Raw genomic sequence first — 22236 nt, 5'->3', positions numbered from 1 at the left:
GGGGGACAGTAAGGCTGCCTATTACTTCATCGTCGGGATGACGAACTCTGCCCCATCCTTGACGCCAGACGGCCAGCGCGAGGTGACTGTCTTGGTCTTGGTATAGAAGCGGAATGCATCCGGGCCGTGCTGGTTGAGATCGCCGAAGCCGGAAGCCTTCCAGCCGCCGAAGGTGTAATAGGCGATCGGAACCGGGATCGGCACATTAATGCCGACCATGCCGACCTGCACGCGGCTGGCGAAATCGCGGGCCGCATCGCCGTCACGGGTGAAGATCGCAACGCCGTTGCCATATTCATGATCGTTCGGCAGGGCCAGCGCTTCCTCGTAATTCTTGGCGCGCACGACCGAGAGAACCGGACCGAAGATTTCTTCCTTGTAGATGCGCATGTCCGGCGTCACATGGTCGAACAGGCAGCCGCCCATGTAGAAGCCATCTTCATAGCCCTGCATCTTGAAGTTACGGCCATCGACGACCAGCTTCGCGCCTTCTTCGACCCCGAGATCCACATAGCCGCGTACGCGGTCGAGCGCCGCCTTGGTGACCAGCGGGCCGTAATCGGCGGAATTGTCGGTGGAGGTGCCGATCTTCAGCGCCTCGACGCGCGGGATGAGCTTTTCCATCAGGCGGTTGGCGGTGTCTTCACCGACCGGAACCGCAACCGAAATCGCCATGCAGCGTTCGCCAGCCGAACCGTAGCCCGCGCCGATCAGCGCATCGACGGTCTGGTCCATGTCGGCATCCGGCATGATGAGAAGATGGTTCTTCGCACCGCCGAAGCACTGTACGCGCTTGCCGTTCGAGCAGCCGCGGCCATAGATGTACTGGGCAATCGGCGTGGAGCCGACAAAGCCGATGGCCTGCACGTCCGGATCGTCGAGCAGCGCATCGACCGATTCCTTGTCGCCGTTGACGACGTTGAAAATGCCTGCCGGAAGACCGGCTTCCATGAACAGTTCGGCAAGGCGCATCGGCACGCCCGGATCGCGTTCGGACGGCTTCAGGATGAAGGCATTGCCGCAAGCAATCGCCGGACCGGCCTTCCAGAGCGGGATCATGGCCGGAAAGTTGAATGGCGTGATGCCGGCAACAACGCCAAGCGGCTGGCGCATGGAATAGGTGTCAATACCCGTACCGGCATTATCGGTGAACTCACCTTTCAGCATATGCGCCGCGCCGAGGCAGACTTCCACCACTTCGAGGCCGCGCTGAATGTCGCCCTTGGCGTCGGCAATGGTCTTGCCGTGTTCGCGGGCCAGCAATTCGGCCAGGCTGTCATATTCGGCTTCAACCAGTTCGATGAACTTGCGCAGGATGCGAACGCGGCGCTGCGGGTTGGTCGCGGCCCAGGCCGGCTGTGCGGCCTTGGCGTTTTCAACAGCCGCGCGCACTTCTTCCTTGGTGGCGAGCGCCACCTTGGCCTGCACCGAGCCGTCGAGTGGCTGGAAGACGTCCGCCGTGCGGCCACTCTTGCCTGCCACATGCTTGCCGCCGATAAAATGTCCGATATTGCGCATCGAAGAACCTCCCTGATGATCGCTTTAAGGGGCCATATGCCCCCATCGTTGACGCCATCTTGACTCTGCAAATTCATGATTGCAAGGCGCTGAAAAGCGTATCCGTTGTGCAGATTTTATAGTAACAAGGGCGTATCCTCATGCAGGGAACATCATGAACTGGGACGATATTCGCATTTTTCTCGCTGTTGCCCGCTCTGGCCAGATTCTTGGAGCGGCCAAAAGGCTCGGCCTCAACCACACCACTGTGGCCCGGCGGCTGACGGCGCTTGAAACGGCGCTCTCCACCACGCTTCTGACACGCCGCACCAACGGATCGACGCTGACGCAGGCGGGCGAGGAGTTTCTGCTGGCTGCCGAACGCATGGAAGCCGAAATGCTTTCTGCCCGCTCGCATGTCGGTAATGCGGATATTGCCGTTTCCGGCACGGTGCGCATCGGCGCGCCGGACGGGTTCGGGGTCAATTTTCTGGCGCCCCGGCTGGCGCGGCTGACGCAGAAATATCCCGACCTCACCATCCAGCTCGTGCCGGTGCCGCGCTCCTTTTCGCTGTCGCGCCGTGAGGCCGATATCGCCATTACGGTCGAACGTCCGGAACAAGGCAGGCTGATCGCGCGCAGGCTCGTCGATTATACGCTCGGTCTCTATGCGCATCGCAGCTATCTGGAGGCAAACGGCACGCCGGAAAACAGCGACGATCTCGCCCGGCACCGGCTCATCGGCTATGTGGAAGATCTCGTCATCAACCCGTCGCTGGCCTATGCGCCGGAAATCAGCCGCGACTGGAAACCGGCCTTCGAAGTGTCGAGCGCGCTTGGACAGGTCGAGGCCGTGCGGGCGGGCGCAGGTATCGGCATATTGCACGCCTTCATCGCCCGCGCCGATCCCGATCTCGTGCCCATTCTGCCGGATCGGGTGATCCGCCGCGCCTACTGGCTCGCCTATCATGAATCCGCCCGCACATTGCGGCGCGTCACCGCCATATCGGCGCTGATTTCCGAACTGGTGGAAAGCGAAAAATCGCTTTTCAGCTAAATCAATTGAGCCGCATATAGGCAACCATGACGCCGACGATCATCGCAGCCGGAACGAACAAGGCGTCGAGGCCGATGAAAGAGTGACCGAGACCGCCGCCGACAGCGCCCAGCATCAGGGACAGCCAGACCGCCACATGCTGCATCCAGCGCCATTTCGGCGTTTCACCACGCAGCGAACAGGCAAGATCGGCGGCAGCGTTGAAGAGCGTGCCGGTCACATAGGTCACGCCGAGACGCGCAGCCCCGATAGGCTGCACCGCCGCATTCTGCGCGCCCATGGCCGCGGCAAGCAGCAGCACCGGCTGGATGAACAGCGCACCCTCGCGCCGCAGCACGCCGACCAGCAGCAGGATCGCCACCACGCTCGCCATCACATAGAGACTGCCCCAGCGCCCGTAAGCGCGCACAACCAGTGTGCCGAAGAAGGCGCCGGAAAAGAACAGCACGATCAGGATCGCCGGAAACCAGACCAGGACCAGACCCTGCGGGCCGGGCTGTCCGGCCAGCGCCGTGCCAAGCTGCGTGGTGTTGCCGCTCATGAAGGATGCGAAGAAACCGCCCAGTTGCAGGAAGGCAATCGCATCGACGAAACCCGCCGATGCGGTGAGAACCAGACCGAGCGACAGTTTGGAATTCGGTGTCATTTCAATGAACTTCGAGAAAGGAAACGGCCCGGCGCAGGACCGCCGGGCCTTTCGGAAATATTCCGGTTCAGGCGCGTTTGACGATGCGCAGGATAATCAGGAGGATGGCAGCACCTATAAAGGCGTTGACGATCGAGGCGACAATCCCTCCGCCAACGGAAAATCCGAGACGCGGCAGCAACCAGCCTGCAAAGAATGCGCCGATCACGCCGACAATGATATTGCCGATCAGGCCGAAACCGCCGCCCTGCACGACCTTGCCAGCCAGCCAACCGGCAATAAGACCGACGAAAAGAAATACGAGAAGACTTCCAACATCCATGCGTTTTTCTCCCTCTCAAAACGCAACCGTTCGATGCGCCTGCAGCGAGTTGACTATATGTTGGGCGACGACACAAGGGGGTGCCGGCGCCTCCCCCGTTAAATCAGGCCACCAGATGCCGGAAAGCTGCGACGACTTCCTCATAGACCTTGCGCTTGAAGGGCACGATCAGCTCCGGCAGCACGGCCATCGGCTTCCATTCCCAGCGGTCGAACTCGGCGGTGTGTCCACCGGGCGGCGGATTGATGGCGATTTCGCTCTCGTCACCCTCGAAACGATAGGCAAACCATTTTTGCGTCTGGCCGCGATACTTGCCCTTGAGCGCCACGCCAACCAGATGCGGCGGCAGGTCGTAATTGATCCAGTCCGACGCTTCCTCAAGCAGCGAGACCGACTTCATGCCGGTTTCCTCGTAAAGTTCGCGAATAGCTGCCTCAAGCGGCTCCTCGCCCTTGTCGATCCCGCCCTGCGGCATCTGCCAGAGCTGGGTCGCACCGTCCATCTCGTCGCCCGGAATAACGATACGACGGCCAGCCCAGACCAGACCGGCCCTGTTCAGCACCATCAGCCCGACACAGGGACGGTAAGGCAGGCTTTCAGGATCGACAGGGCCTTTATGCTTCGACATGACATTCTCCATGATATGCAAATTTATTGCCGTTCGGGATCGCGGACCAGCGCCGAAACCGGCACGATTTCAATGCCGCGCTTCTTGACCTCATTGGTCCATTCGGAAACTGCATCGACGGTCACCGCAAAGGCCGAGCCGGTGCCGATGGCGCTGCCATTGGCGCGCGCGGTCCGCTCCAGTTCATCGAGACGATCTAGGATCGCGCCGCGCTCCTGCGCTGCATCGATCAGAATATCCGCCGCCGCGAAAGGCACCGCATCGCTTCCCGCAATCCGGTCAGCCTGGCTGCGCGCCGAGGTGCCGTCATCGAGATAATAAAGGCCGCGCCTGCCGATCTCGCCCAGCACCGGCGAAAAGGCTTCCGTTTCGGATGTAAAACGTGCACCCATATAATTCATCACACCGGCATAATTGGTCATCCGCGACAGCGCCCACAGCAGGGAAGCCTGATTCGTGCTGCCCCCGTCATCCACCGTCAGCGTATTGCGGCCGGGATTGACGCGCGGATAGTCGAACGGCTCCATCGGCAATTGCAGCACAAGTTCATGACCGTTTTGCCGTGCTGCCTGCATCCAGCGCTGCAAACTATTGCCCTGCGGCGCAAATCCGAGCGTGATTTCCGGCGGAAGCTTGTCGACCGCCTCCATGCTGCCGGTCTGTGACAGCCCAAGACCACCAATGACGAGTGCAATCCGCGCGCCACGCGCGCCAGACCATCCCGCTGCATAGGCATCCATCGGGCGCAGTCCGTCCGCTCCGCGCACCGGCAGCGGGCCGGTGGGGCTTTGCTCGACCAGCGCCTGTTCCGGCAGATGGGCGACACGCTTATCCTGTCCGGATTGATGCGTATTCTGCACCACGACCACATTGCCTTCCGCCATACCGGTGGTGGCACCTGGCATACCGGGTGGCATGTCCGGCGTGACCTTGATGATGGCAGGCCCCGGCTGACCGCCCGTTCCGCGCAATGCGCTGCCGGGCGGCGGCGTATTGCCGGTTGCCGGTTTTATTCCAGTCTTGGCCGCCGGCACTTCAACTTGTGTCGGCTCCACAGCGGCAGTTTCTGTTTTGCGGAAAGCCGCCTGATTGCTCTGCCAGATGGCGAACACCGCACCACCGGCCAGGCAAAGCCCGACCAAAATGGCAAGACCCGTCAGGGTCGAACGAAAAGCGCGGGAGCGTGAGCCCCCGCGCTTTTGCGGTTTCTTATCCAGTCCTAACGGGCTGTTCAGATCCAGCATGGAGCGATCAGTTCAACACGCCCTTCTTCGGGTCCGGCGGGAATGCGGCATTGGCCACCTCGCCACGCAGGAGCTTGAAGGCTTCGTTGAGCTGGATGTCGTCTTTCGGATCAGCCGGGACATAAGCCGACGAACCGGAGCCGTTATCATCCTCGGCATTGCCCTTGATGTGGCCCTTGAGTTCGGATTCGCCGCGAACGACGTCCTCACCCTTCAGTTCCGGCGGCAAAGGCTGATCGACCTTGATGTCAGGCGTGATGCCCTTGCCCTGGATCGACTTGCCCGACGGCGTGTAATAAAGCGCCGTCGTCAGACGCAGCGAACCGTTTTCGCCAAGCGGAATGATCGTCTGCACCGAGCCCTTGCCGAAGGATTGCGTGCCGAGCACGGTGGCGCGGCGGTGATCCTGAAGCGCACCGGCAACGATTTCCGAAGCGCTGGCTGAACCGCCATTGATCAAAACGATAACCGGCTTGCCGTCGGTCAGGTCGCCCTTGCGCGCATCGAAGCGGGTCACATCCTGCGGATCGCGGCCACGGGTTGAGACGACTTCACCCTTGTCGAGGAAGGCATCGGAAACGGCGACAGCCTGATCGAGCAGACCGCCCGGATTGAGGCGAAGATCCAGCACATAGCCCTTGAGCTTGTCGGCAGGAATCTTATCCTGAATATCCTTGATCGCCTTCTTCAGGTCTTCCGAGGTCTGTTCGGTGAACGAGATGACGCGCAGATAACCGATATCGTTCTCGACGCGATAGCGAACGGCCTTCACCTTGATGACGGCGCGTGCGATCTTCAGCGTGATCGGCTTGTCGACGCCCTGGCGCTGGATGGTCAGCTCAATAGACGAACCGATTTCGCCGCGCATCTTGTCGACCGCATCGGTCAGCGTCAGCCCGCGAACCTCCTGGCCGTCGATCTTGGTGATGAGATCGCCTGCCAGCACGCCGGCCTTGGAAGCAGGCGTATCGTCAATCGGCGCAATGACCTTCACGAGATCGTTGTCCATCGTCACTTCGATGCCGAGACCGCCAAATTCACCCTTGGTCTGCACGCGCATGTCCTGCGCGGCTTCCGGATTGAGATAGGAGGAATGGGGATCGAGCGAGGACAACATGCCGTTGATCGCGCTTTCGGTCAGCTTCTTGTCGTCCGGCGGCGTCACATATTGCGCGCGCACCCGTTCGAAAATATCGCCGAAAAGAGCCAGTTCCTTGTAGACATCGCTATCTTTCCCTGCCGCAAAAGCAGTGGAAGCCGGCGCGCCCTGGACCATCACCATGGCTGACGCCCCCAGAAGGGCCCCGGCGAACAGCAGCGACAGTTTACGTATCATTTTCACGTCCTTCCAGAAAGCCGTTCGGTCCACCAAGGGGCGGGATCGACGGGTTTTCCATCCTTTCGAAATTCAATGTAAAGCAATGGCGCGCCATTGCCCACCTCTATCGGTGCAACACTTGCCAGAAGTTTTTCTCCCATTGCGCCGACCGGCTCTCCCGCAAGTACAAATTGGCCTTGCGATACGTCGATTCGACCCATGCCAGCCATGACGACATGATATCCATTGCCCGCGTCGAGTATCAAGAGCTGCCCGTAAGAACGGAAAGTGCCCGCATAAAGTATCACGCCATCGGAAGGTGACGTAATCGTGGCAGAAGGCAAGGTTTCGACCACCTGCCCCATCATGGAGCCGCCGACGCCGTCCTTCTCGCCGAAGCGGCGCATGATCTTGCCAGCCGCAGGCAAGGCAAGCTTGCCCTGCAGCGAAGCAAAATCGATCTGGGCTCGCAGATGCGTGTCGTCCGGCGTCGATTCCCCGGCCTTTTCCCTCGCTGCAGCAAGGCGATCGGCTTCCGCCTTGCGGGCGGCCTCGGCTGCGTCGCGCACGCCTGCCATCTGCTTGTCGAGCCCGTCGATAAGGTCTTTCAGGCTGCCTGCCTTGGCCGCCAGTTCTTCCGAACGCTTGCGCTGCGTCTCGATTTCCTGTTCCGATTGCGACTGCAATTTCTTCTTTTCCTCAAGAAGAAGTGATTGCCGTTTCTGTTCTTCCGCCTGGACCGTGCGCGTTTCTTTGAGTTTTTCCTGCTCCTGGCGGATGGAGGCCGTCACCTTCTGCATATCCTTCAGATCGCCGGTCAACTCTTCGACCTGCTCCCGCATTTCGGGCACGACGGCGCCCAGAAGCACGGCGCTGCGCACCGATGCAAGCGCATCGTCGGGCCGCACCAGAATGGCGGGAGGCGGGTTCAGCCCCATGCGCTGCAAGGCGGCCAGCACTTCGGCCAGAACGCCGCGCCTTGCACTGAGCGACGAGCGAATGCCGTCTTCCTGCTCGCGCAGCGCAACCAGCTTGTCGGCAATATCGGCAATGTCCTGCTGCAGCTTCTTGTCGGTCTTGGCCGACTGGATCAGCGCTGCGGTGATGGTGGCCTGATCCTTCTTGAGCCCGGCCACCTCGTCTTCAAGCTTTTTCAGCTCATCACCGGTAACGGTGAGTTCCTGATTGAGCTTTTCATATTCGCTTGCCGCCTGATCGCGCTGCTGCTGGAGGGCATCCTGTGCAAGAACCGACGGCGCGCAGGCGAACACGCCAGCCAAAACGAGGCCAGCCTGCGCACATGCAAGCAGTCGTGGTCTTTTGAAAAACTGTCTGGAATTCATGCGCATTCTATCAGGATTAAACACGGCGAAAACCAGCCCTATTCAGAAACTCTCAGAAACAAATTCACGAGCGGTTCGTTGATATAGTAATTGCTTCTGCCATTTTGGTGCTTGGTCAGGAAAGCGTGTTCCGCAAGCGTATCGAGATATTTCGCGGCTGTCTGTCTCGTAATGCCCAGTTCATTTTGAACGTAATCAATTCGTGTGTAAGGGTGCCGAAAAAGATTATTCAGCAAATCCTGAGAATAAATTTTAGGCAACTCTTCACGCATTCGTTTTTTATTTGATGCCATTTGAAGCCGAATATTCTCGATAAGATCGAGCGTCGTTTTTGCCGTATCGTCAACAGCATTGAGCATATAAATAAGCCAATCCTCCCATTCACCGGTATCACGGACATATTGCAGAAGTCTGTAATATTCACTTTTTGAGTTGTTTATCGCACGGCTGAGGTAAAGAATCGGAATTTCGAGCAAATCCACGCGGGTAAGATAAAGCACATTGAGAATTCTCCCTATCCGCCCGTTTCCGTCTGGAAATGGATGAATACTTTCAAACTGATGGTGGATCAGCGCCATTTTGATGAGAGGATCGAGAGGAGAAGATTGGTCATCGTTGATGAACCGTTCAAGACTGGCCATCGCGGCATTTATCTCTTGTTGTTCCTGCGGCGGGATATAGATAATCTCTCCTGATCGTTCATTTTTGAGCGCCGTACCCGGCGTTTGTCTGAATCCATCCGTGCGCTGTTTGAGACGCTGAAACATGCCAACCACGGTTGAGTTGGTAATCAGCCCTCCCGTGCTCTGAAGCCTGTCAAAGCCAAACTTCAAGGCTTCACGATAAAGCGCAACCTCTTTTGCAGCCGGAGATTCAGGCCCGTCAGGGAACATGTCAGTCTGGAATAACTCATCTTGAGTCGTAACAATGTTTTCGATTTCCGAGCTGGCCTTTGCTTCCTGCAACGCCAGCGTGTCAATCAGAATGCCTTGATTGGGTATAGCCGCCGCCCGTCCCTTCAATTCGGCCAAAGATCTGTTCGCTGCGGCAAGCGCCTTGAAAATACCAACCGTTTCCAGGCCGGTAAGCGCAGCCAGATCAGGAAGCTGGTAGGACGGCTTTAACATATGCGCCTCGACAAGTTAAGAAAACTCAATTTCTTTAACACGTCAGGGTCAACATGTTAAATCCGTATTCCTACTCACGCCCCTGATTTATGACCGATGATAGGGATGGCCTGCCAGAATGGTGGCGGCGCGGTAAAGCTGCTCGGCAATCAGGATGCGGGCGATCTGGTGCGGCCAGGTGAGTTCGCCCAGCGCCAGAACGAGATCGGCGCGTGACCGCAAGGCCGGATCGTGGCCGTCCGGCCCGCCAATGGCGACGATGAGCTGGCGCTTGCCATCGTCCCGCATCCGCCCGATGCGATCCGCAAAAGCTTCCGATCCGAGCGCCTTGCCGCGCTCGTCCAGCAGGATTAGAGCCGCACCATTATCAAGCGCTTCGTGGATGCGCTGGGCTTCCTCGGCCTTGCGCAAATCCGCCGTCTGGCCCCGGCTTTCGGGAATTTCGCTCACACCGGCGAATTCAAGCCCCAAAGGCGGACCAGCCTTCGCAAATCGGTCGAAATAACGCTCGACCAGTTCCCGTTCGGGGCCGGCTTTCATCCGGCCCACGGCAAAAACACTCACACGCATGACGCTCTCAATTCATCGAATTAAAGCGTATCACGCTTTAATTTTCTTTTTTTAACGCATGTCTTCATCCCAAAACCGGTTCCCACTTTTGGGAGACATGCTTTAGTGCACCAATCCCGGCGCGCGTTCGTCGCCGAAATCGTCATCGAGCCAAATCTTCTCGATATTGTAGAAGTCACGGACTTCCGGTCGGAAGACATGGACGATGATATCGCCCGTATCGATGAGAACCCAGTCGCCACTCTCGAGACCTTCGACCCGCATGTCCTTGCAGCCTGCCTCGCGCAGGGCTTGCAGGAGATGGTCGGCAACCGCCGTCACATGGCGATGCGAACGGCCCGACGCGACGATCATATAATCGCCGATCGTTGATCTTCCGCGAATATCGATGGGGATGATGGATTCCGCCTTGGAGTTTTCGAGACTGGCCAAGGCCGCGTCGAAGGTCTGGGACACGAGATTGGACTCGTCCATCCTGACCGTTGAAGGCGCGTGATGAGCCTTCTTCTCAATTGCTGTTCTCAGTGTATTCCCTTTCTCAACGGAACAACGCAGTGTGGCAGTTATAAGCACCACACTCCCTAAAATAGGCAGAGTCCCTGTTTTGTTTCAAGAGTCCCCGGCTTGTTCGCCCGTTCACTTTTTTGACTGGGCTTTGCGAAGCGCCGTTGAAGAGAGCGACGAACGCGGCCCATGAATGAAGGTCCAGGCCGGAGGTGTGCGACGCGCCAGCATCGGCGCATGTTGTTCATCGACGCGGCTGTCGGAAAATGTCTGCGCCATGCGTGACGAAAGATAGGCCAGCGTCGAGCCCGGTCGGTCAATGACCGCAATCGGAAAATTCTGCGCAATCTCGCGCCAGCGCTGCCAGCGGTGGAAGGATGCGAGATTGTCCGCACCCATCACCCAGACAAAATGGACGCCGGGATTGGCATCGCGGATGAGCGCCAGCGTATCCGCCGTATAGCGCACATTGAAGGCCGCTTCGAGCGCCGTCACCTTGATGCGCGGGTCTTCGGCCACTGCCTCGCTCAGTTTCAGCCGGTCTGCGAGCGGCGCCAGTTCGCGACTGTCCTTCAGCGGGTTGCCGGGTGTCACCATCCACCAGAGCTGGTCGAGTTTCAGCCGCCGGATTGCGATTTCCGCCACCAGCGCGTGCCCGCCATGCGGCGGATTGAACGAACCGCCAAACAGCCCGACCGCCATGCCCTTTTCGACATGCGGCATACGCAGATAATGCGCATCGACGCCGGGATATTGTTTCTTGAGCGCAGAAAGCCCGAAGCCGAATTTCATCCGAAACTAACCACGAACCTGGCCCCGGATCTGACCATCGCCGCGAACGCGATATTTGAACGAGGTCAGCTGCTCGACCCCGACCGGCCCGCGCGCATGCATCTTGCCGGTGGCGATGCCGATTTCCGCGCCCATGCCGAACTCGCCGCCATCGGCAAATTGCGTCGAGGCATTATGCAGGAGAATGGCCGAGTCGATCTCGTTGAAAAACCGCGCCACGGCTGCCGCATCTTCTGCCACGATAGCTTCGGTATGGTGCGAGGAATAGCGGTTGATATGTTCGATCGCGCCCGAAATGCCATCAACCAGCGCCACGGAAATGATCGCATCGAGATATTCGGTCGACCAGTCCTCTTGCGTGGCCGGTTTTGCCGCCGGGTAGAGCGCCAGCACGTCCGCACTGCCGCGAATTTCGCAGCCCTTGGCAGCAAGATCTCCAAGGATCGGCGTCAGATGCGTCGAAGCCGCGGCGCGATCCACCAGCAGCGTTTCCGCAGCCCCGCAAATGCCGGTGCGCCGCATCTTGGCGTCGAGCGCAATCCTGCGCGCCATGTCGAGATCGGCCGACTTGTCGATATAAAGATGGCAGATGCCTTCCAGATGCGCGAAGACCGGCACCCGCGCTTCCGACTGGACGCGCGCGACAAGACTTTTGCCGCCGCGCGGCACGATCACGTCAATCGCGCCGCCAAGACCTTTCAGCATTTCGCCGACAGCGGCGCGGTCTGTCACCGGCACGATCTGGATCGCATCGGCTGGCAGATTGGCCGCTTCAAGCCCCCTGACCAGTGCTTTATGAATGGCGGCCGACGAATGCGCCGAGTCCGAGCCGCCGCGCAGGATGACGGCATTGCCTGCCTTGAGGCACAACGCACCGGCATCGGCGGTCACATTGGGACGGCTTTCGTAAATGACGCCGATCACACCGAGCGGCGTGCGCACGCGCTCGATATGAAGCCCGTTCGGACGGTCCCATTCGGCAATCACTTCACCCACCGGATCAGGCAGGGCGGCAATGGCGCGGATACCGTCAGCAATCGCATTGATCCGGCTGTCATCGAGCGTCAGCCGGTCAATGAAGGATGGTGCCATGCCGTTCTTTTCCGCATTGGCCAGATCAAGCCTGTTGGCTTCCAGAATATCGCCGCGTGCTTCAAGCAGCGCATCGGCGGCAGCCATCAGCGCCTTGTTCTTCTGTTCAGTGGTAGCGATGGAAAGAGGGGCTGCGGCAGCGCGCGCCTTGCGGCCCACTTCCGCCATGACTGCAGCAATATCGTTTACCGTTTCTGCCTTGGTCAGCATCCCATCTCCCCTATGCGACTTCTGCATTGCTGGCAGCACGCACAACCAGATCGTTGCGATGGATCATCGCCGCGCGAGCATCATAGCCAAGAATTTCACTGATCTCATCGCTTTTATGGCCTGCGATCTTGCGCGCATCCTCGGCATCATAAGCGATCAGTCCGCGCGCGATTTCGCGTCCGTCCTCATTGATTACCGCAACCGTATCGCCGCGCTCGAACTGGCCGTCGATTTCCCTGACGCCTGCGGGCAAAAGCGACTTTCCGGATTTCAGTGCCCTGGCCGCACCGGCATCCACCGTCAAACGACCAGCCGGTTCAAGATTGCCGGAAATCCAGGTTTTCCAGGCATTGACCGGCGCACGCGCCGGTTCAAACAGTGTCGCGCGTTCACCGCGATCGATTGCCGAAAGCGGGCCGAAACGCGTGCCCGAAGTGATAATCATCGCGGTCCCGGCCGCATTGGCGATCTTGCCTGCGTCGAGCTTTGTCTTCATGCCGCCGCGCGACAGTTCCGACGCCGCCGCTCCCGCCATGGCCTCGATCTGCGGGGTGATGGTTTCGACCAGCGGCAGAAACTCGGCGTCCGGGTTCTTGTGGGGCGGGGCCGTATAAAGCCCGTCAATATCCGACAGCAGGACAAGCAGGTCCGCGCCCATCATGGTCGCCACACGTGCAGCCAGACGATCATTGTCACCATAACGGATTTCGGTGGTCGCCACCGTGTCATTTTCGTTGATGACCGGCACCGCCTTCAGCTTCAACAGCGTCTCGATGGTCGCCCGCGCATTGAGATAGCGGCGGCGCTCCTCGGTATCGGAAAGCGTGACGAGAATCTGGCCGGAACGGATGGAATGACCGCCCAGCACATCGGCATAGGCCTTGGCGAGCGCGATCTGGCCTGCGGCGGCAGCAGCCTGACTTTCCTCAAGCTTCAGCGCCTTTTTCGGCAGGCCCAGAACCGTGCGCCCGAGTGCAATGGCGCCGGACGAAACCACCAGCACTTCAACGCCCGCATGATGAAGCACTGCGATATCCTGTCCGAGACTTTCCAGCCAGTCGCGTTTCAAACCGGTTGCGCGATCCACCAGAAGGGCGGACCCGATTTTGACAACGATGCGGCGATAATCTTTCAGTTTCTTCAGCATGCTTCATTCCCCTCGCCGCATCCAATTTTATTCGTCGGCTTCTGCCGTACCGGCCTCTGCCGCCCGGCTCCGGTCGATGACACTTGCGAGTTGGCGCAAGGCATCGTTCAGGCCTTCATGGCTGACGGCTGAAAGCAGCAGCGGCTCGCGCCCGCAGGCCTTTTTCAGCGCCTTGACCTTGGCCTTGCGCGCTTCCGGGTCGAGCGTATCAATCTGCGACAGCGCAACGATTTCCGGCTTGTCGGCAAGCCCGTGTTCATAGGCCTCAAGCTCACCACGAATGACCTGATAGGCCTTGGCGACATCTTCTTCCTGCGCCGAAACCAGATGCAGCAGAACGCGCGTGCGCTCGACATGGCCGAGGAAACGGTCGCCGAGACCGACGCCTTCACTCGCACCTTCGATCAAGCCCGGAATATCGGCGATGACGAATTCGCGGCCATCCACGCGGGCGACGCCCAGATTGGGATGCAGCGTGGTGAACGGATAATCGGCAATCTTCGGCTTGGCAGCTGTCACACTTGCAAGGAAGGTGGATTTTCCGGCATTGGGCAGACCGACCAGACCAGCATCGGCGATCAACTTCAGGCGCAGCCAGATGGTGCGCTCGATGCCTTCCTGTCCGGGATTGGCGCGGCGCGGCGCGCGATTGGTCGAGGTCGTGAAATGCAGATTGCCGAAGCCACCATTGCCGCCCTTGGCCAGCCGGTAGCGCTGGCCGATTTCGGTGATATCGCAGATCAGCGTTTCGTCGTCTTCCTCGAAGATCTGCGTGCCGACCGGCACCTTGAGAATAACGTCGTCGCCCTTGCCGCCCGTCATGTTGCGGCCCATGCCATGCATGCCGGTCTTGGCCCGGAAATGCTGCTGATAGCGATAATCGATCAGCGTGTTGAGACCATTTACAGCCTCAACCCAGACATCGCCGCCGCGTCCACCATCACCGCCATCGGGACCGCCGAATTCGAGAAATTTCTCGCGGCGGAACGAAACCGCCCCCGCGCCGCCATTGCCGGAGCGGATGTAGATCTTTGCCTGATCGAGAAACTTCATCTGAACGTAACCTTCTTGGATGCCCACACTCTGGCGGGCTTTTGGGCGGCAGACGCCCTGAATATTGTTACATGCGGGCCTGTGCCCGCATGTGGTGTGTTGCAATTACAGCAAAAGCGGCCTCCTGCAAACAGTCGAGAAGGCCAGATTTCATCCGAGTTTGTCTTTCCATTCAGGATCGGTGAAATCGATATAGATCAATTCCTGATCCAGATACTGGCCCTGAACATAAAGCGACTTGGGTTCAACACCGTAAGTCTTGAAACCAAGCGCATAATAAACGCGTTTGGCGGCTTCGTTCGTGGCCACCACCTTGGCATCCAGAATGATGACCTGCCTTGCAGCGTGCTCGATGACCTTGGCCACGAGCGCCTTGCCGAGTTCCAGCCCGCGCGCTTCGGGGGCAACATAGACACCCCAGAGCGTGCCGCGATGGCGCTCGGACTTGCGATCATGGCGGAACACGCCTGCCGTTCCCAACAGGTTTTCACCGTCAAAGGCACCGAAAACCGCATTGCCGTCCACCTGCTCCAGACGACGCGCGAACACGCTGTCCGAATAGGCGTTTTCTTCTTCAAAACTCGAACCGAAGGCCATCGGCGCAAGTTGCAAAGCGCTTAATCTTATAGCCCGATAGCGATGCAGATCGCCCTTTTCGAGCGCACGCACCACGATCTTATCGCGTGCGATTGTCTGACTATCCATCATTTCATTCCCCATCATTACCGGTCCTGCGGTCTATCTCAAAACCGCAGGACCATTGTTATCTTACGACTGCCAGCTTCTCAGCCCGATCCAGGTGCGGCGATCAAGGACATAGCGCTCGACCGGCACATTGCCTGCGGCAAGCGAGTCCGCCATGCCCATGCTGCTGAACTGGAAGCCGCACTTGTGAATCACCCGACGCGAACCGCCATTGCTGGCGCGACACGAGACATGCAGCCGCTCAATTTCCGTTGCACGGAAGGCGAGGTCGATCAGCGCGTGCGCGGCCTCGGTGGCAAAGCCGTGTCCCCAATAGGGTTCACCAAGCCAATAGCCGATTTCCAGTCCCTCGCCGTGCTTATGCGCATGAATGCCGCAGCAACCCATAAAGATGCCGGTTTCCGCTTGCGTAATGGCGTAGATGCAATTGCCCATCTCGCCTTTTCGCACGCGCTCGACAAAATCGACCGCATTTTCACGCGTGTATGGATGCGGCATGCGGGCAAGCATACCGGAGACGCGGGCGTTATTGGCAAGATAGGAAATCGCATCCACGTCTTCGACATGCGGCGGGCGCAGGACCAGCCTTTCAGTGACGAGGACAGGACAGTCCAATTCGTAAGCCATATCGGGGCTCAAATCGGGGACCAATCCGGGCGACAGATCGGTGTAACTGTCTCTTCTTTCGCCGCTACTTGCGTCGTAACAATCTTCTTCCAGAATTTCGACAACCATTTTTCGTACCTCCAGAGCGTTTCATTTTTACGCACATCTTATCCGAAAACCGCTTCGCACTTTTCGGGATGCGCTCAAATGCAAAAAGGGAAGATGGTGGTCCCATCTTCCCTTCGATCTTTTGGCTAGGCTGCCATATACACCGGGTCCGATGGGACGCCGGTGGTTTTAAGAGGCCCGGCTTACTCTGCTGCTTCCGCGATCGGGTCTACCGATACGTACGTGCGGCCGTTGGCTTTCGTACGGAAAGATACGGAACCGTTCGTGGTTGCAAAAATCGTGTGGTCCTTGCCGAGGCCGACATTGGCGCCCGGATGCCACTTCGTGCCGCGTTGGCGCACGATGATGTTGCCGGCGAGCACAGCTTCGCCGCCGAACTTCTTCACGCCAAGGCGTTTGGATTCTGAATCGCGACCGTTACGCGAGGAACCGCCAGCTTTTTTGTGTGCCATTGGTGTTCTCCTTTAATCTCTCTGTTTACTCAGCCGTTGCGGCCTTGGCTGCAGCCTTCTTGGGCGCTGCCTTCTTCGGCTTTGCGGCTTCGCCTTCAGCGGCGTCTGCCTTCGGAGCCTTCTTCTCGGCGGCCTTCTTGGAAGGCTTTGCACCGTCGGTGAGGATCTCCGAGATACGGATGGTCGTCAGTTCCTGACGATGACCGCGGGTGCGCTTCGAGTTCTGACGGCGACGCTTCTTGAACGCGATGACCTTGCGGGCACGGCCCTGTTCGACGACTTCGGCGGTGACGAGAGCACCGGCAACGGTCGGGGCGCCAATGGTCGAGCCGACCATCAGGACTTCTGCGAATTCTACGATGTCACCGGCTTCGCCGGCAACTTTTTCGACCTTGATGAGGTCGTTTGCGGCAACGCGGTACTGCTTGCCACCGGTCTTGATGACTGCGAACATTTGTTGTCCTTTCGGTTGTTCGGTCCGGCTCTCATTTCCACGACATTGGCGTCGAAGTGATGGGCCGTCTTTTTATCAGTCGGTTGATGAGCGGGCTTTTTGGCCCTTGATAGCAGCCCGGAAACGCCCGAAATCTGCAATCAAAACAATAGGCGCGGATTACCCCACGCCTAAGGTCTGGTGCTTATAGGTGTGAAGCGGCAGAAAAGTCAAGAATTTTCACAACGGAATGCAAATTAGCTCTTGTCTAATCGGCGCTGGCCCGTTATTGAGCCGCTGCACGCTCGGCATTCGCTTTTTGATGCTCGTTACTGTGCGATTCTTCAAGGGTCGTTTTACAGTGCTGCATAACGCGGAGAGGTGGCTGAGTGGTTGAAAGCACCGCACTCGAAATGCGGCATGGGGGCAACTCCATCGGGGGTTCGAATCCCTCCCTCTCCGCCATATGTTTTCCCTGCATGAACAGTCAGCCATTTGGTGAATATGGTCGGTCCTTTACCGTTGCAGAATTGAGCGCACGCTTCTCCGCACCGCGCAAACCATGCTAGAAGCGTATCATGACTGTGTTATCCGACGTTGCCCCCATCTATAACCCGCCGCTCGAACCCTATGTCTCGATCCTCCATCGCGATGCAGGCTTTCTCGTGCTGGACAAGCCAAGCGGCTTGCTGTCCGTGCCGGGGCGTCACCCGGCACTGTCGGACAGTCTTGCAACGCGCGTTCAGGAACAGTTTCCGCAAGCGCAGATGATCAACCGTCTCGACAAGGACACGTCCGGCCTTGTGCTGATGTCGCTCAACCGCAAGGCGCATGCGGCCATCGCCTCGCAGTTCGAGGCACGGACGACGGAAAAGTCCTACGTCGCGGTGGTCTGGGGGCGTGTCGAAGGTGACGAAGGGCTGATCGATCTGCCGTTGGCGATAGACCTCCACAACAAGCCACGCCATCGTGTCGATCACGATCATGGCAAGCCCGCACAGACACGCTGGCAGGTTATGGACAGGCATGAAAACACAACCCGGCTGCGGCTCTTTCCGCTCACAGGCCGCACACACCAACTGCGCGTGCACATGAAAGCACTCGGTCATGTGATCCTCGGTGACGAATTCTACGCCGAAGGCGAAGCACGTGCTGCCGCAGGCCGTCTGTTGCTCCATGCAGAAGAACTTGCTTTCCGCCATCCCGACGGTCGCGCCGTGACCTTTATCGCACCCTGCCCGTTCTGAGAGCCTCCATGTCGCAGAAGATAGATACATCGGAACTGGTCGTTGATTTCGTCGGAGGCGCTGTCGGCCACCGGTTTCGCTCCGGTGAAGGACGCGGACAGGCTCTCGCCAAGGCCGCCGGTTTGACGCGCGATGTCACACCGGAAATCGTGGATGCAACAGCAGGTCTCGGGCGCGATGCCTTCCTGCTGGCCTCTCTCGGGGCGAATGTGACGTTGATCGAACGCTCAGAAAAGATGCACGGTCTTCTTGCCGAAGGGCTGGCACGCGCCGCCGCAGAAGGCGGCCGCTACGCCGAGACTGTCGCGCGCATGACGCTTCTGCACGGTGATTCCTGCCAACTCCTGCCCGAACTGAAGCCGCAAGTCGTGCTGGTTGATCCGATGCACCCACCGCGCGGCAACAGCGCGCTCGTCAAGAAAGAAATGCGGCAGATCCGCGAGATCGTCGGCACCGATCCGGATGCTGAAAAATTGATGCTGGCAGCACTGGAGGCCGCGCAGAATCGCGTGGTGCTAAAATGGCCATTGCGTGCCGATCCGATGCCCGGATTGCGTAAACCGTCCCATCAGATAATCGGTAAAAGCACGCGCTATGACGTCTTCGTCAAGGCCAGGATCAGCTGAACATCCGCAATAGCTATGATTGTTCGCTTCCGCCTGTGGCAAGGCTGCGCGACATTTCACCGGAATAGATGCTGACACTGTTGCGCCCCTTCGCCTTTGCATCATACATGGCAGTATCCGCGGCCGCTAACAGTTCCGCAGCCAATTGACCATGTCTCGGGAAGCAGGCGACACCGATGCTGCAGGTGACTTCCAGATATGCTCCGTCCAGTTGGACAGGTTCACTGATCTTCCGTCTGATCTCATCCAGCCGCGAACAGAAATCGCCGTCATCTGCCTGCAAAACCAAAATGAATTCATCCCCGCCCATGCGACCGGCAAGTTCACCATCGCGCAGCAAAAGTGAAATCCGTCCGGCAACCTGCTGCAGGAGCTTGTCTCCGGCTGCATGGCCGAGCGTATCGTTGACCGGCTTGAACTGATCCAGATCGAGAAAGCCGACAGCCACCCGCTGAGAACGGGCAGCCGCCTGTTCGAGAATTTGTTCAAGCTTTCGTTCCAGAAAGGCCCTGTTCGCCAGTCCCGTCAACGTATCGTGCTCAGCCAGATAACGGATGCGCTCGTCGGCGATGCGCCGGTCAATGGCGATGCCCGCCATTCCGGCGGCAGTGGTCAAAAACTCACGAAGGCCGCGATCATCCGAAGCCTCTTCATCCACCACGAAGCCCAGAACACCATGCCCCTCACCGTTGGCAGACGGAATCTCCATGGCGAATATCGCCTGACTATCGGGAACGAGAGCTTTCAGCGCCGCCTCAAAGCGTGTCACAGATAAGAGTTCAGGCCAATCTCTCAGATTGCCCGCCAGGGATTGAAACGACGGCGCAGAAATGACAATATCGTCGCTCGTCTGGCCGGTAACGACGGCAACGCAATGAACACCAGCCGCAAGCCCACCCGACAACCGGGTCAACTGGTCGACAAATTCCGGTATGGCAACCGCGCTCACCGTCATCTCCAGAATACGGGCCTGGACCTGCATGAAGCGTTCAGCTCTTTTCTTGACGGAAATGTCGCGGGAAACACCTACAACGCCGATGATATTGCCGCTTCTATCCCGTAAAGGCACCCGCGAGATCATGAGCCAGCGATCGGCTCCGCCGCGCATGGCACGCTCTTCGTAGCCGAGATCCGGCTGACCGCTCTCCATTACCTGCCTTTCAATCTCGGAAATGCGAGCAATGATGGCAGCTTCGCCGTGAACATCGAAGTCAGTCAGTCCAATCAGTTCCTTGATGTCCGAAAGGCCGTTATTGCGAACCACCGCTTCATTGGCAAACAGGAACCGGCCCTGCAAGTCCTTGGCGTAGATGAAATCCGGTACGTGATTGATCATCGCGACGAGCCAATCAAGCTGTTCCGCACCTATGGGAGCGTTGTCGCCCGGCTTTTGTTGTGACGGCTGACGCGCCCCGTCGGCAGGGTACGAATTACCGTTGTTTTCACCGACGCCAGGCGGCGATTTATCTGCCGGACCTTTCATGGATAGAGCCCCTCCATGCTTACTAGGCTATATTAGCAATCTTTTGAGTAGTGGGAATGGTTTAAAAGGGCCTCACCCAGGCTTTGCATCACATACCACACTCTTTTCCGTGACTTTACGCGCAGCACACAAACTGCCAACATCGCGCATCAGTAGAGCGGGTTATCGCCCCTGATTTCCCAGAGTTTATTTAACCAATTACTTCACGACCCCATCATTCCGATCACGAGGTCTTATGAAACAGAGCATCGACCTGACGACCGCCCCGATCAATCAGGCTTTACTGCTCTTTGCGTTGCCGACGCTTGGCTCATCGATACTGCAATCGGCGAACGGGTCGATCGACACGATCTGGATCGGACATTTGCTTGGCGAGAATGCACTTGCGGCAACGACAAACGGCAATCTGGTGATGTTTCTGCTGACGGCTTTCGTCTTCGGCTTCGGCATGGCATCGACAATCCTGATCGGACAGGCGTTTGGACGACGCGATATAGAGGCGGCGCGCACGATAGCAGGCACCACGGTCGGCACTTTCGTACCGCTCAGCATCGTCGTCGCCATCATCGGCTGGATGCTCGCCCCTAAAGTGCTGGAACTGCTGGGGACACCTGAAACAATCGAGCCGCTGGCCCGTGCATTCCTGCAAGTCACGTTTCTGGCTATGCCGGCCATCCTGATGCAGACGATCTTGATGATGGCTTTGCGCGGTGGTGGTGACGCCATCACCCCGCTCATATTCATGGGAATGGCCGTCATATTGGATATCGCACTCAATCCCCTTTTCATTCTGGGATGGGGCCCGCTGCCCGCGCTGGGCATCGCCGGATCGGCGTTGGCGACGGCCACCGCCAATTATATAAGCCTCCTATCGATGCTTTATTACATCTATCACCGCGATCTTCCGTTGCGTCTGCGCGGCAAGGAGTTGTGGCTTCTTGTTCCTGACAAGGAATTACTGCGGCTGATCTTCACCAAAGGATTGCCGATGGGCATCCAGATGATCGTGGTCTCAAGTTCAATGCTGACCATGATGCGGCTCGTCAATCAGGAGGGGGTCGACACCACGGCCGCCTTCGGCGCCACGCAACAGCTCTGGACCTATGTCCAGATGCCGGCAATGGCGTTAGGCGCCGCTGTGAGCGCTATGGCCGCCCAGAATATCGGAGCGGGAAAATGGGACCGCGTGGGTTCAATAACCCGCATCGGCGCCATTTACGCGGTACTGATGACGGGAGCACTTGTTGTGTTGCTGCTTCTCGCTGATCGGCAAGCCATGGAGATATTTCTCGGCGCAGACAGCGCGGCGATCCCAATCGGCCAGCATATAGGCCAAATCGCGACCTGGGGCTTCATCGCCTTCGGCGTATCGATGGTTCTTTTCGGAACTGTAAGAGCAAACGGTCAGGTTATCTGGCCGCTCATCATTCTCTTCGTTTCCATGTATCCGGTACGTCTCGGCGTCGCCGTCGGTCTGCGCCAACAGCTTGGTTCCGATGCGCTCTGGCTGAGCTTTCCAACCGCAATGGTGTCAACCTTGCTGATGGCGACAATCCTCTATTTCCACGGAGGGTGGAAAAAGAACTCTTCTATGCGCGTCGATGCTCACGAGCTTCAAGGGGAGGCAGCTTGCGTGTCGCAATCGACAGAGGCAGCCCCTCCAAGCAATGCACTAGCTCCGAACGCACCGCTTGTGGCGGACGTAAAAGCTGATACCTAGTGTCGCTGTTTTGTGCATTGGGAAGTTTTGGGGCGGTTAAAACACAAAACCCGCAGCGGTGCTACGGGTTTATCGTTATCAGTGGTTGCGGGGGCAGGATTTGAACCTGCGGCCTTCAGGTTATGAGCCTGACGAGCTACCGGGCTGCTCCACCCCGCGCCAGGGTGTTTATTTTGAACCGGTTTGGTATTTTTTCGCGATTATCGCGTTGAATGTCTGTTTTGTATGGATTTGAGAAGATGATTTTGATTTGTGTGCTTTGCAGACCTGGCAGCGACCTACTCT

The 22236-nt window shown here is 58.4% G+C and carries 23 protein-coding genes and 2 tRNA genes; 5 read left to right on the top strand and 20 right to left on the bottom strand.

The window, feature by feature from the left end:
* Nucleotides 1–21: 21 nt before the first annotated feature.
* Nucleotides 22–1518, bottom strand: a complete 1497-nt coding sequence (locus JNC70_RS16435) for a CoA-acylating methylmalonate-semialdehyde dehydrogenase (RefSeq protein ID WP_104757415.1) — start codon at nucleotides 1516–1518, stop codon at nucleotides 22–24.
* Nucleotides 1519–1672: 154 nt separating this feature from the next.
* On the opposite strand from JNC70_RS16435, the gene JNC70_RS16430 reads away from it, so the two are divergent.
* Nucleotides 1673–2554 (top strand): LysR family transcriptional regulator, encoded by an 882-nt coding sequence (locus tag JNC70_RS16430; RefSeq protein WP_104757416.1) that lies wholly within the window; start codon nucleotides 1673–1675, stop codon nucleotides 2552–2554.
* A gap of 1 nt (nucleotide 2555) precedes the next feature.
* Here JNC70_RS16430 and JNC70_RS16425 read toward each other — a convergent pair whose 3' ends face one another.
* From JNC70_RS16425 to rplU, 17 genes are all read right to left on the bottom strand, one after another.
* Complete coding sequence (locus tag JNC70_RS16425) at nucleotides 2556–3200, bottom strand: YoaK family protein (protein ID WP_104757417.1); 645 nt, start codon at nucleotides 3198–3200, stop codon at nucleotides 2556–2558.
* A gap of 67 nt (nucleotides 3201–3267) precedes the next feature.
* Nucleotides 3268–3522 (bottom strand): GlsB/YeaQ/YmgE family stress response membrane protein, encoded by a 255-nt coding sequence (locus tag JNC70_RS16420; RefSeq protein ID WP_104757418.1) that lies wholly within the window; start codon nucleotides 3520–3522, stop codon nucleotides 3268–3270.
* Nucleotides 3523–3625: 103 nt separating this feature from the next.
* Nucleotides 3626–4150, bottom strand: a complete 525-nt coding sequence (locus tag JNC70_RS16415; RefSeq protein ID WP_104757419.1) for an RNA pyrophosphohydrolase — start codon at nucleotides 4148–4150, stop codon at nucleotides 3626–3628.
* A gap of 23 nt (nucleotides 4151–4173) precedes the next feature.
* The gene (locus JNC70_RS16410) at nucleotides 4174–5394 is read right to left on the bottom strand and encodes a divergent polysaccharide deacetylase family protein (RefSeq protein ID WP_374788724.1); all 1221 of its coding nucleotides are present in this window, start codon (nucleotides 5392–5394) and stop codon (nucleotides 4174–4176) included.
* A gap of 7 nt (nucleotides 5395–5401) precedes the next feature.
* Nucleotides 5402–6730: a S41 family peptidase gene (locus JNC70_RS16405; RefSeq protein WP_104757420.1), complete on the bottom strand. Its 1329-nt coding sequence runs from the start codon at nucleotides 6728–6730 to the stop codon at nucleotides 5402–5404.
* Nucleotides 6731–6732: 2 nt separating this feature from the next.
* Nucleotides 6733–8055: a murein hydrolase activator EnvC family protein gene (locus JNC70_RS16400; protein WP_104757436.1), complete on the bottom strand. Its 1323-nt coding sequence runs from the start codon at nucleotides 8053–8055 to the stop codon at nucleotides 6733–6735.
* 38 nt (nucleotides 8056–8093) lie between these two features.
* Nucleotides 8094–9182, bottom strand: coding sequence for a Fic family protein (locus tag JNC70_RS16395; protein WP_104757421.1), 1089 nt, complete (start codon nucleotides 9180–9182; stop codon nucleotides 8094–8096).
* A gap of 87 nt (nucleotides 9183–9269) precedes the next feature.
* Nucleotides 9270–9752, bottom strand: a complete 483-nt coding sequence (rlmH, locus tag JNC70_RS16390) for a 23S rRNA (pseudouridine(1915)-N(3))-methyltransferase RlmH (RefSeq protein ID WP_104757422.1) — start codon at nucleotides 9750–9752, stop codon at nucleotides 9270–9272.
* A 102-nt stretch (nucleotides 9753–9854) separates the two neighbouring features.
* Complete coding sequence (rsfS, locus tag JNC70_RS16385) at nucleotides 9855–10226, bottom strand: ribosome silencing factor (RefSeq protein ID WP_104757423.1); 372 nt, start codon at nucleotides 10224–10226, stop codon at nucleotides 9855–9857.
* Nucleotides 10227–10388: 162 nt separating this feature from the next.
* Entirely contained in the window at nucleotides 10389–11048 is a 660-nt protein-coding gene (locus tag JNC70_RS16380) for a nicotinate-nucleotide adenylyltransferase (protein WP_104757424.1), read from the bottom strand.
* Nucleotides 11049–11054: 6 nt separating this feature from the next.
* Complete coding sequence (locus JNC70_RS16375; protein ID WP_104757425.1) at nucleotides 11055–12350, bottom strand: glutamate-5-semialdehyde dehydrogenase; 1296 nt, start codon at nucleotides 12348–12350, stop codon at nucleotides 11055–11057.
* Nucleotides 12351–12360: 10 nt separating this feature from the next.
* On the bottom strand, nucleotides 12361–13497 hold the full coding sequence (gene proB, locus JNC70_RS16370) for a glutamate 5-kinase (protein WP_104757426.1): 1137 nt from the start codon (nucleotides 13495–13497) through the stop codon (nucleotides 12361–12363).
* 27 nt (nucleotides 13498–13524) lie between these two features.
* Complete coding sequence (obgE, locus tag JNC70_RS16365; RefSeq protein WP_104757427.1) at nucleotides 13525–14550, bottom strand: GTPase ObgE; 1026 nt, start codon at nucleotides 14548–14550, stop codon at nucleotides 13525–13527.
* Nucleotides 14551–14700: 150 nt separating this feature from the next.
* Nucleotides 14701–15258 (bottom strand): GNAT family N-acetyltransferase, encoded by a 558-nt coding sequence (locus tag JNC70_RS16360; RefSeq protein ID WP_104757437.1) that lies wholly within the window; start codon nucleotides 15256–15258, stop codon nucleotides 14701–14703.
* Nucleotides 15259–15318: 60 nt separating this feature from the next.
* Nucleotides 15319–15990: a GNAT family N-acetyltransferase gene (locus tag JNC70_RS16355; protein ID WP_104757428.1), complete on the bottom strand. Its 672-nt coding sequence runs from the start codon at nucleotides 15988–15990 to the stop codon at nucleotides 15319–15321.
* 182 nt (nucleotides 15991–16172) lie between these two features.
* Nucleotides 16173–16442 (bottom strand): 50S ribosomal protein L27, encoded by a 270-nt coding sequence (gene rpmA, locus JNC70_RS16350; RefSeq protein ID WP_010661520.1) that lies wholly within the window; start codon nucleotides 16440–16442, stop codon nucleotides 16173–16175.
* A gap of 25 nt (nucleotides 16443–16467) precedes the next feature.
* Nucleotides 16468–16896 carry a 50S ribosomal protein L21 gene (rplU, locus tag JNC70_RS16345; protein ID WP_104757429.1) on the bottom strand — a complete coding sequence of 143 codons (429 nt, stop codon included), beginning with the start codon at nucleotides 16894–16896 and terminating at the stop codon, nucleotides 16468–16470.
* 354 nt (nucleotides 16897–17250) lie between these two features.
* Between rplU and JNC70_RS16340 the strand changes: the two genes are divergently transcribed.
* The 3 genes from JNC70_RS16340 (at nucleotide 17251) to JNC70_RS16330 (ending at nucleotide 18748) form a co-directional block, all read left to right on the top strand.
* Nucleotides 17251–17340 (top strand) — tRNA-Ser (locus JNC70_RS16340).
* Between the two features lie 113 nt (nucleotides 17341–17453).
* Nucleotides 17454–18122 carry a pseudouridine synthase gene (locus JNC70_RS16335; protein ID WP_104757567.1) on the top strand — a complete coding sequence of 223 codons (669 nt, stop codon included), beginning with the start codon at nucleotides 17454–17456 and terminating at the stop codon, nucleotides 18120–18122.
* Between the two features lie 8 nt (nucleotides 18123–18130).
* On the top strand, nucleotides 18131–18748 hold the full coding sequence (locus JNC70_RS16330) for a class I SAM-dependent methyltransferase (protein ID WP_104757566.1): 618 nt from the start codon (nucleotides 18131–18133) through the stop codon (nucleotides 18746–18748).
* Nucleotides 18749–18761: 13 nt separating this feature from the next.
* On the opposite strand, the gene JNC70_RS16325 is transcribed toward JNC70_RS16330, so the two are convergent.
* Nucleotides 18762–20231, bottom strand: a complete 1470-nt coding sequence (locus JNC70_RS16325) for a diguanylate cyclase domain-containing protein (RefSeq protein ID WP_104757565.1) — start codon at nucleotides 20229–20231, stop codon at nucleotides 18762–18764.
* A gap of 235 nt (nucleotides 20232–20466) precedes the next feature.
* On the opposite strand from JNC70_RS16325, the gene JNC70_RS16320 reads away from it, so the two are divergent.
* Nucleotides 20467–21951: an MATE family efflux transporter gene (locus JNC70_RS16320; protein WP_104757564.1), complete on the top strand. Its 1485-nt coding sequence runs from the start codon at nucleotides 20467–20469 to the stop codon at nucleotides 21949–21951.
* Nucleotides 21952–22033: 82 nt separating this feature from the next.
* Here JNC70_RS16320 and JNC70_RS16315 read toward each other — a convergent pair.
* Nucleotides 22034–22110, bottom strand: a tRNA-Met gene (locus JNC70_RS16315).
* Between the last annotated feature and the right edge of the window lie 126 nt (nucleotides 22111–22236).

Origin of the sequence: Brucella oryzae (assembly GCF_041929965.1) — a bacterium.
GTDB classification, from domain to species: domain Bacteria; phylum Pseudomonadota; class Alphaproteobacteria; order Rhizobiales; family Rhizobiaceae; genus Brucella; species Brucella oryzae.
The sequence above is the reverse complement of the archived record's forward strand: the minus strand, read 5'-3'. Positions and strand labels throughout refer to the sequence as shown.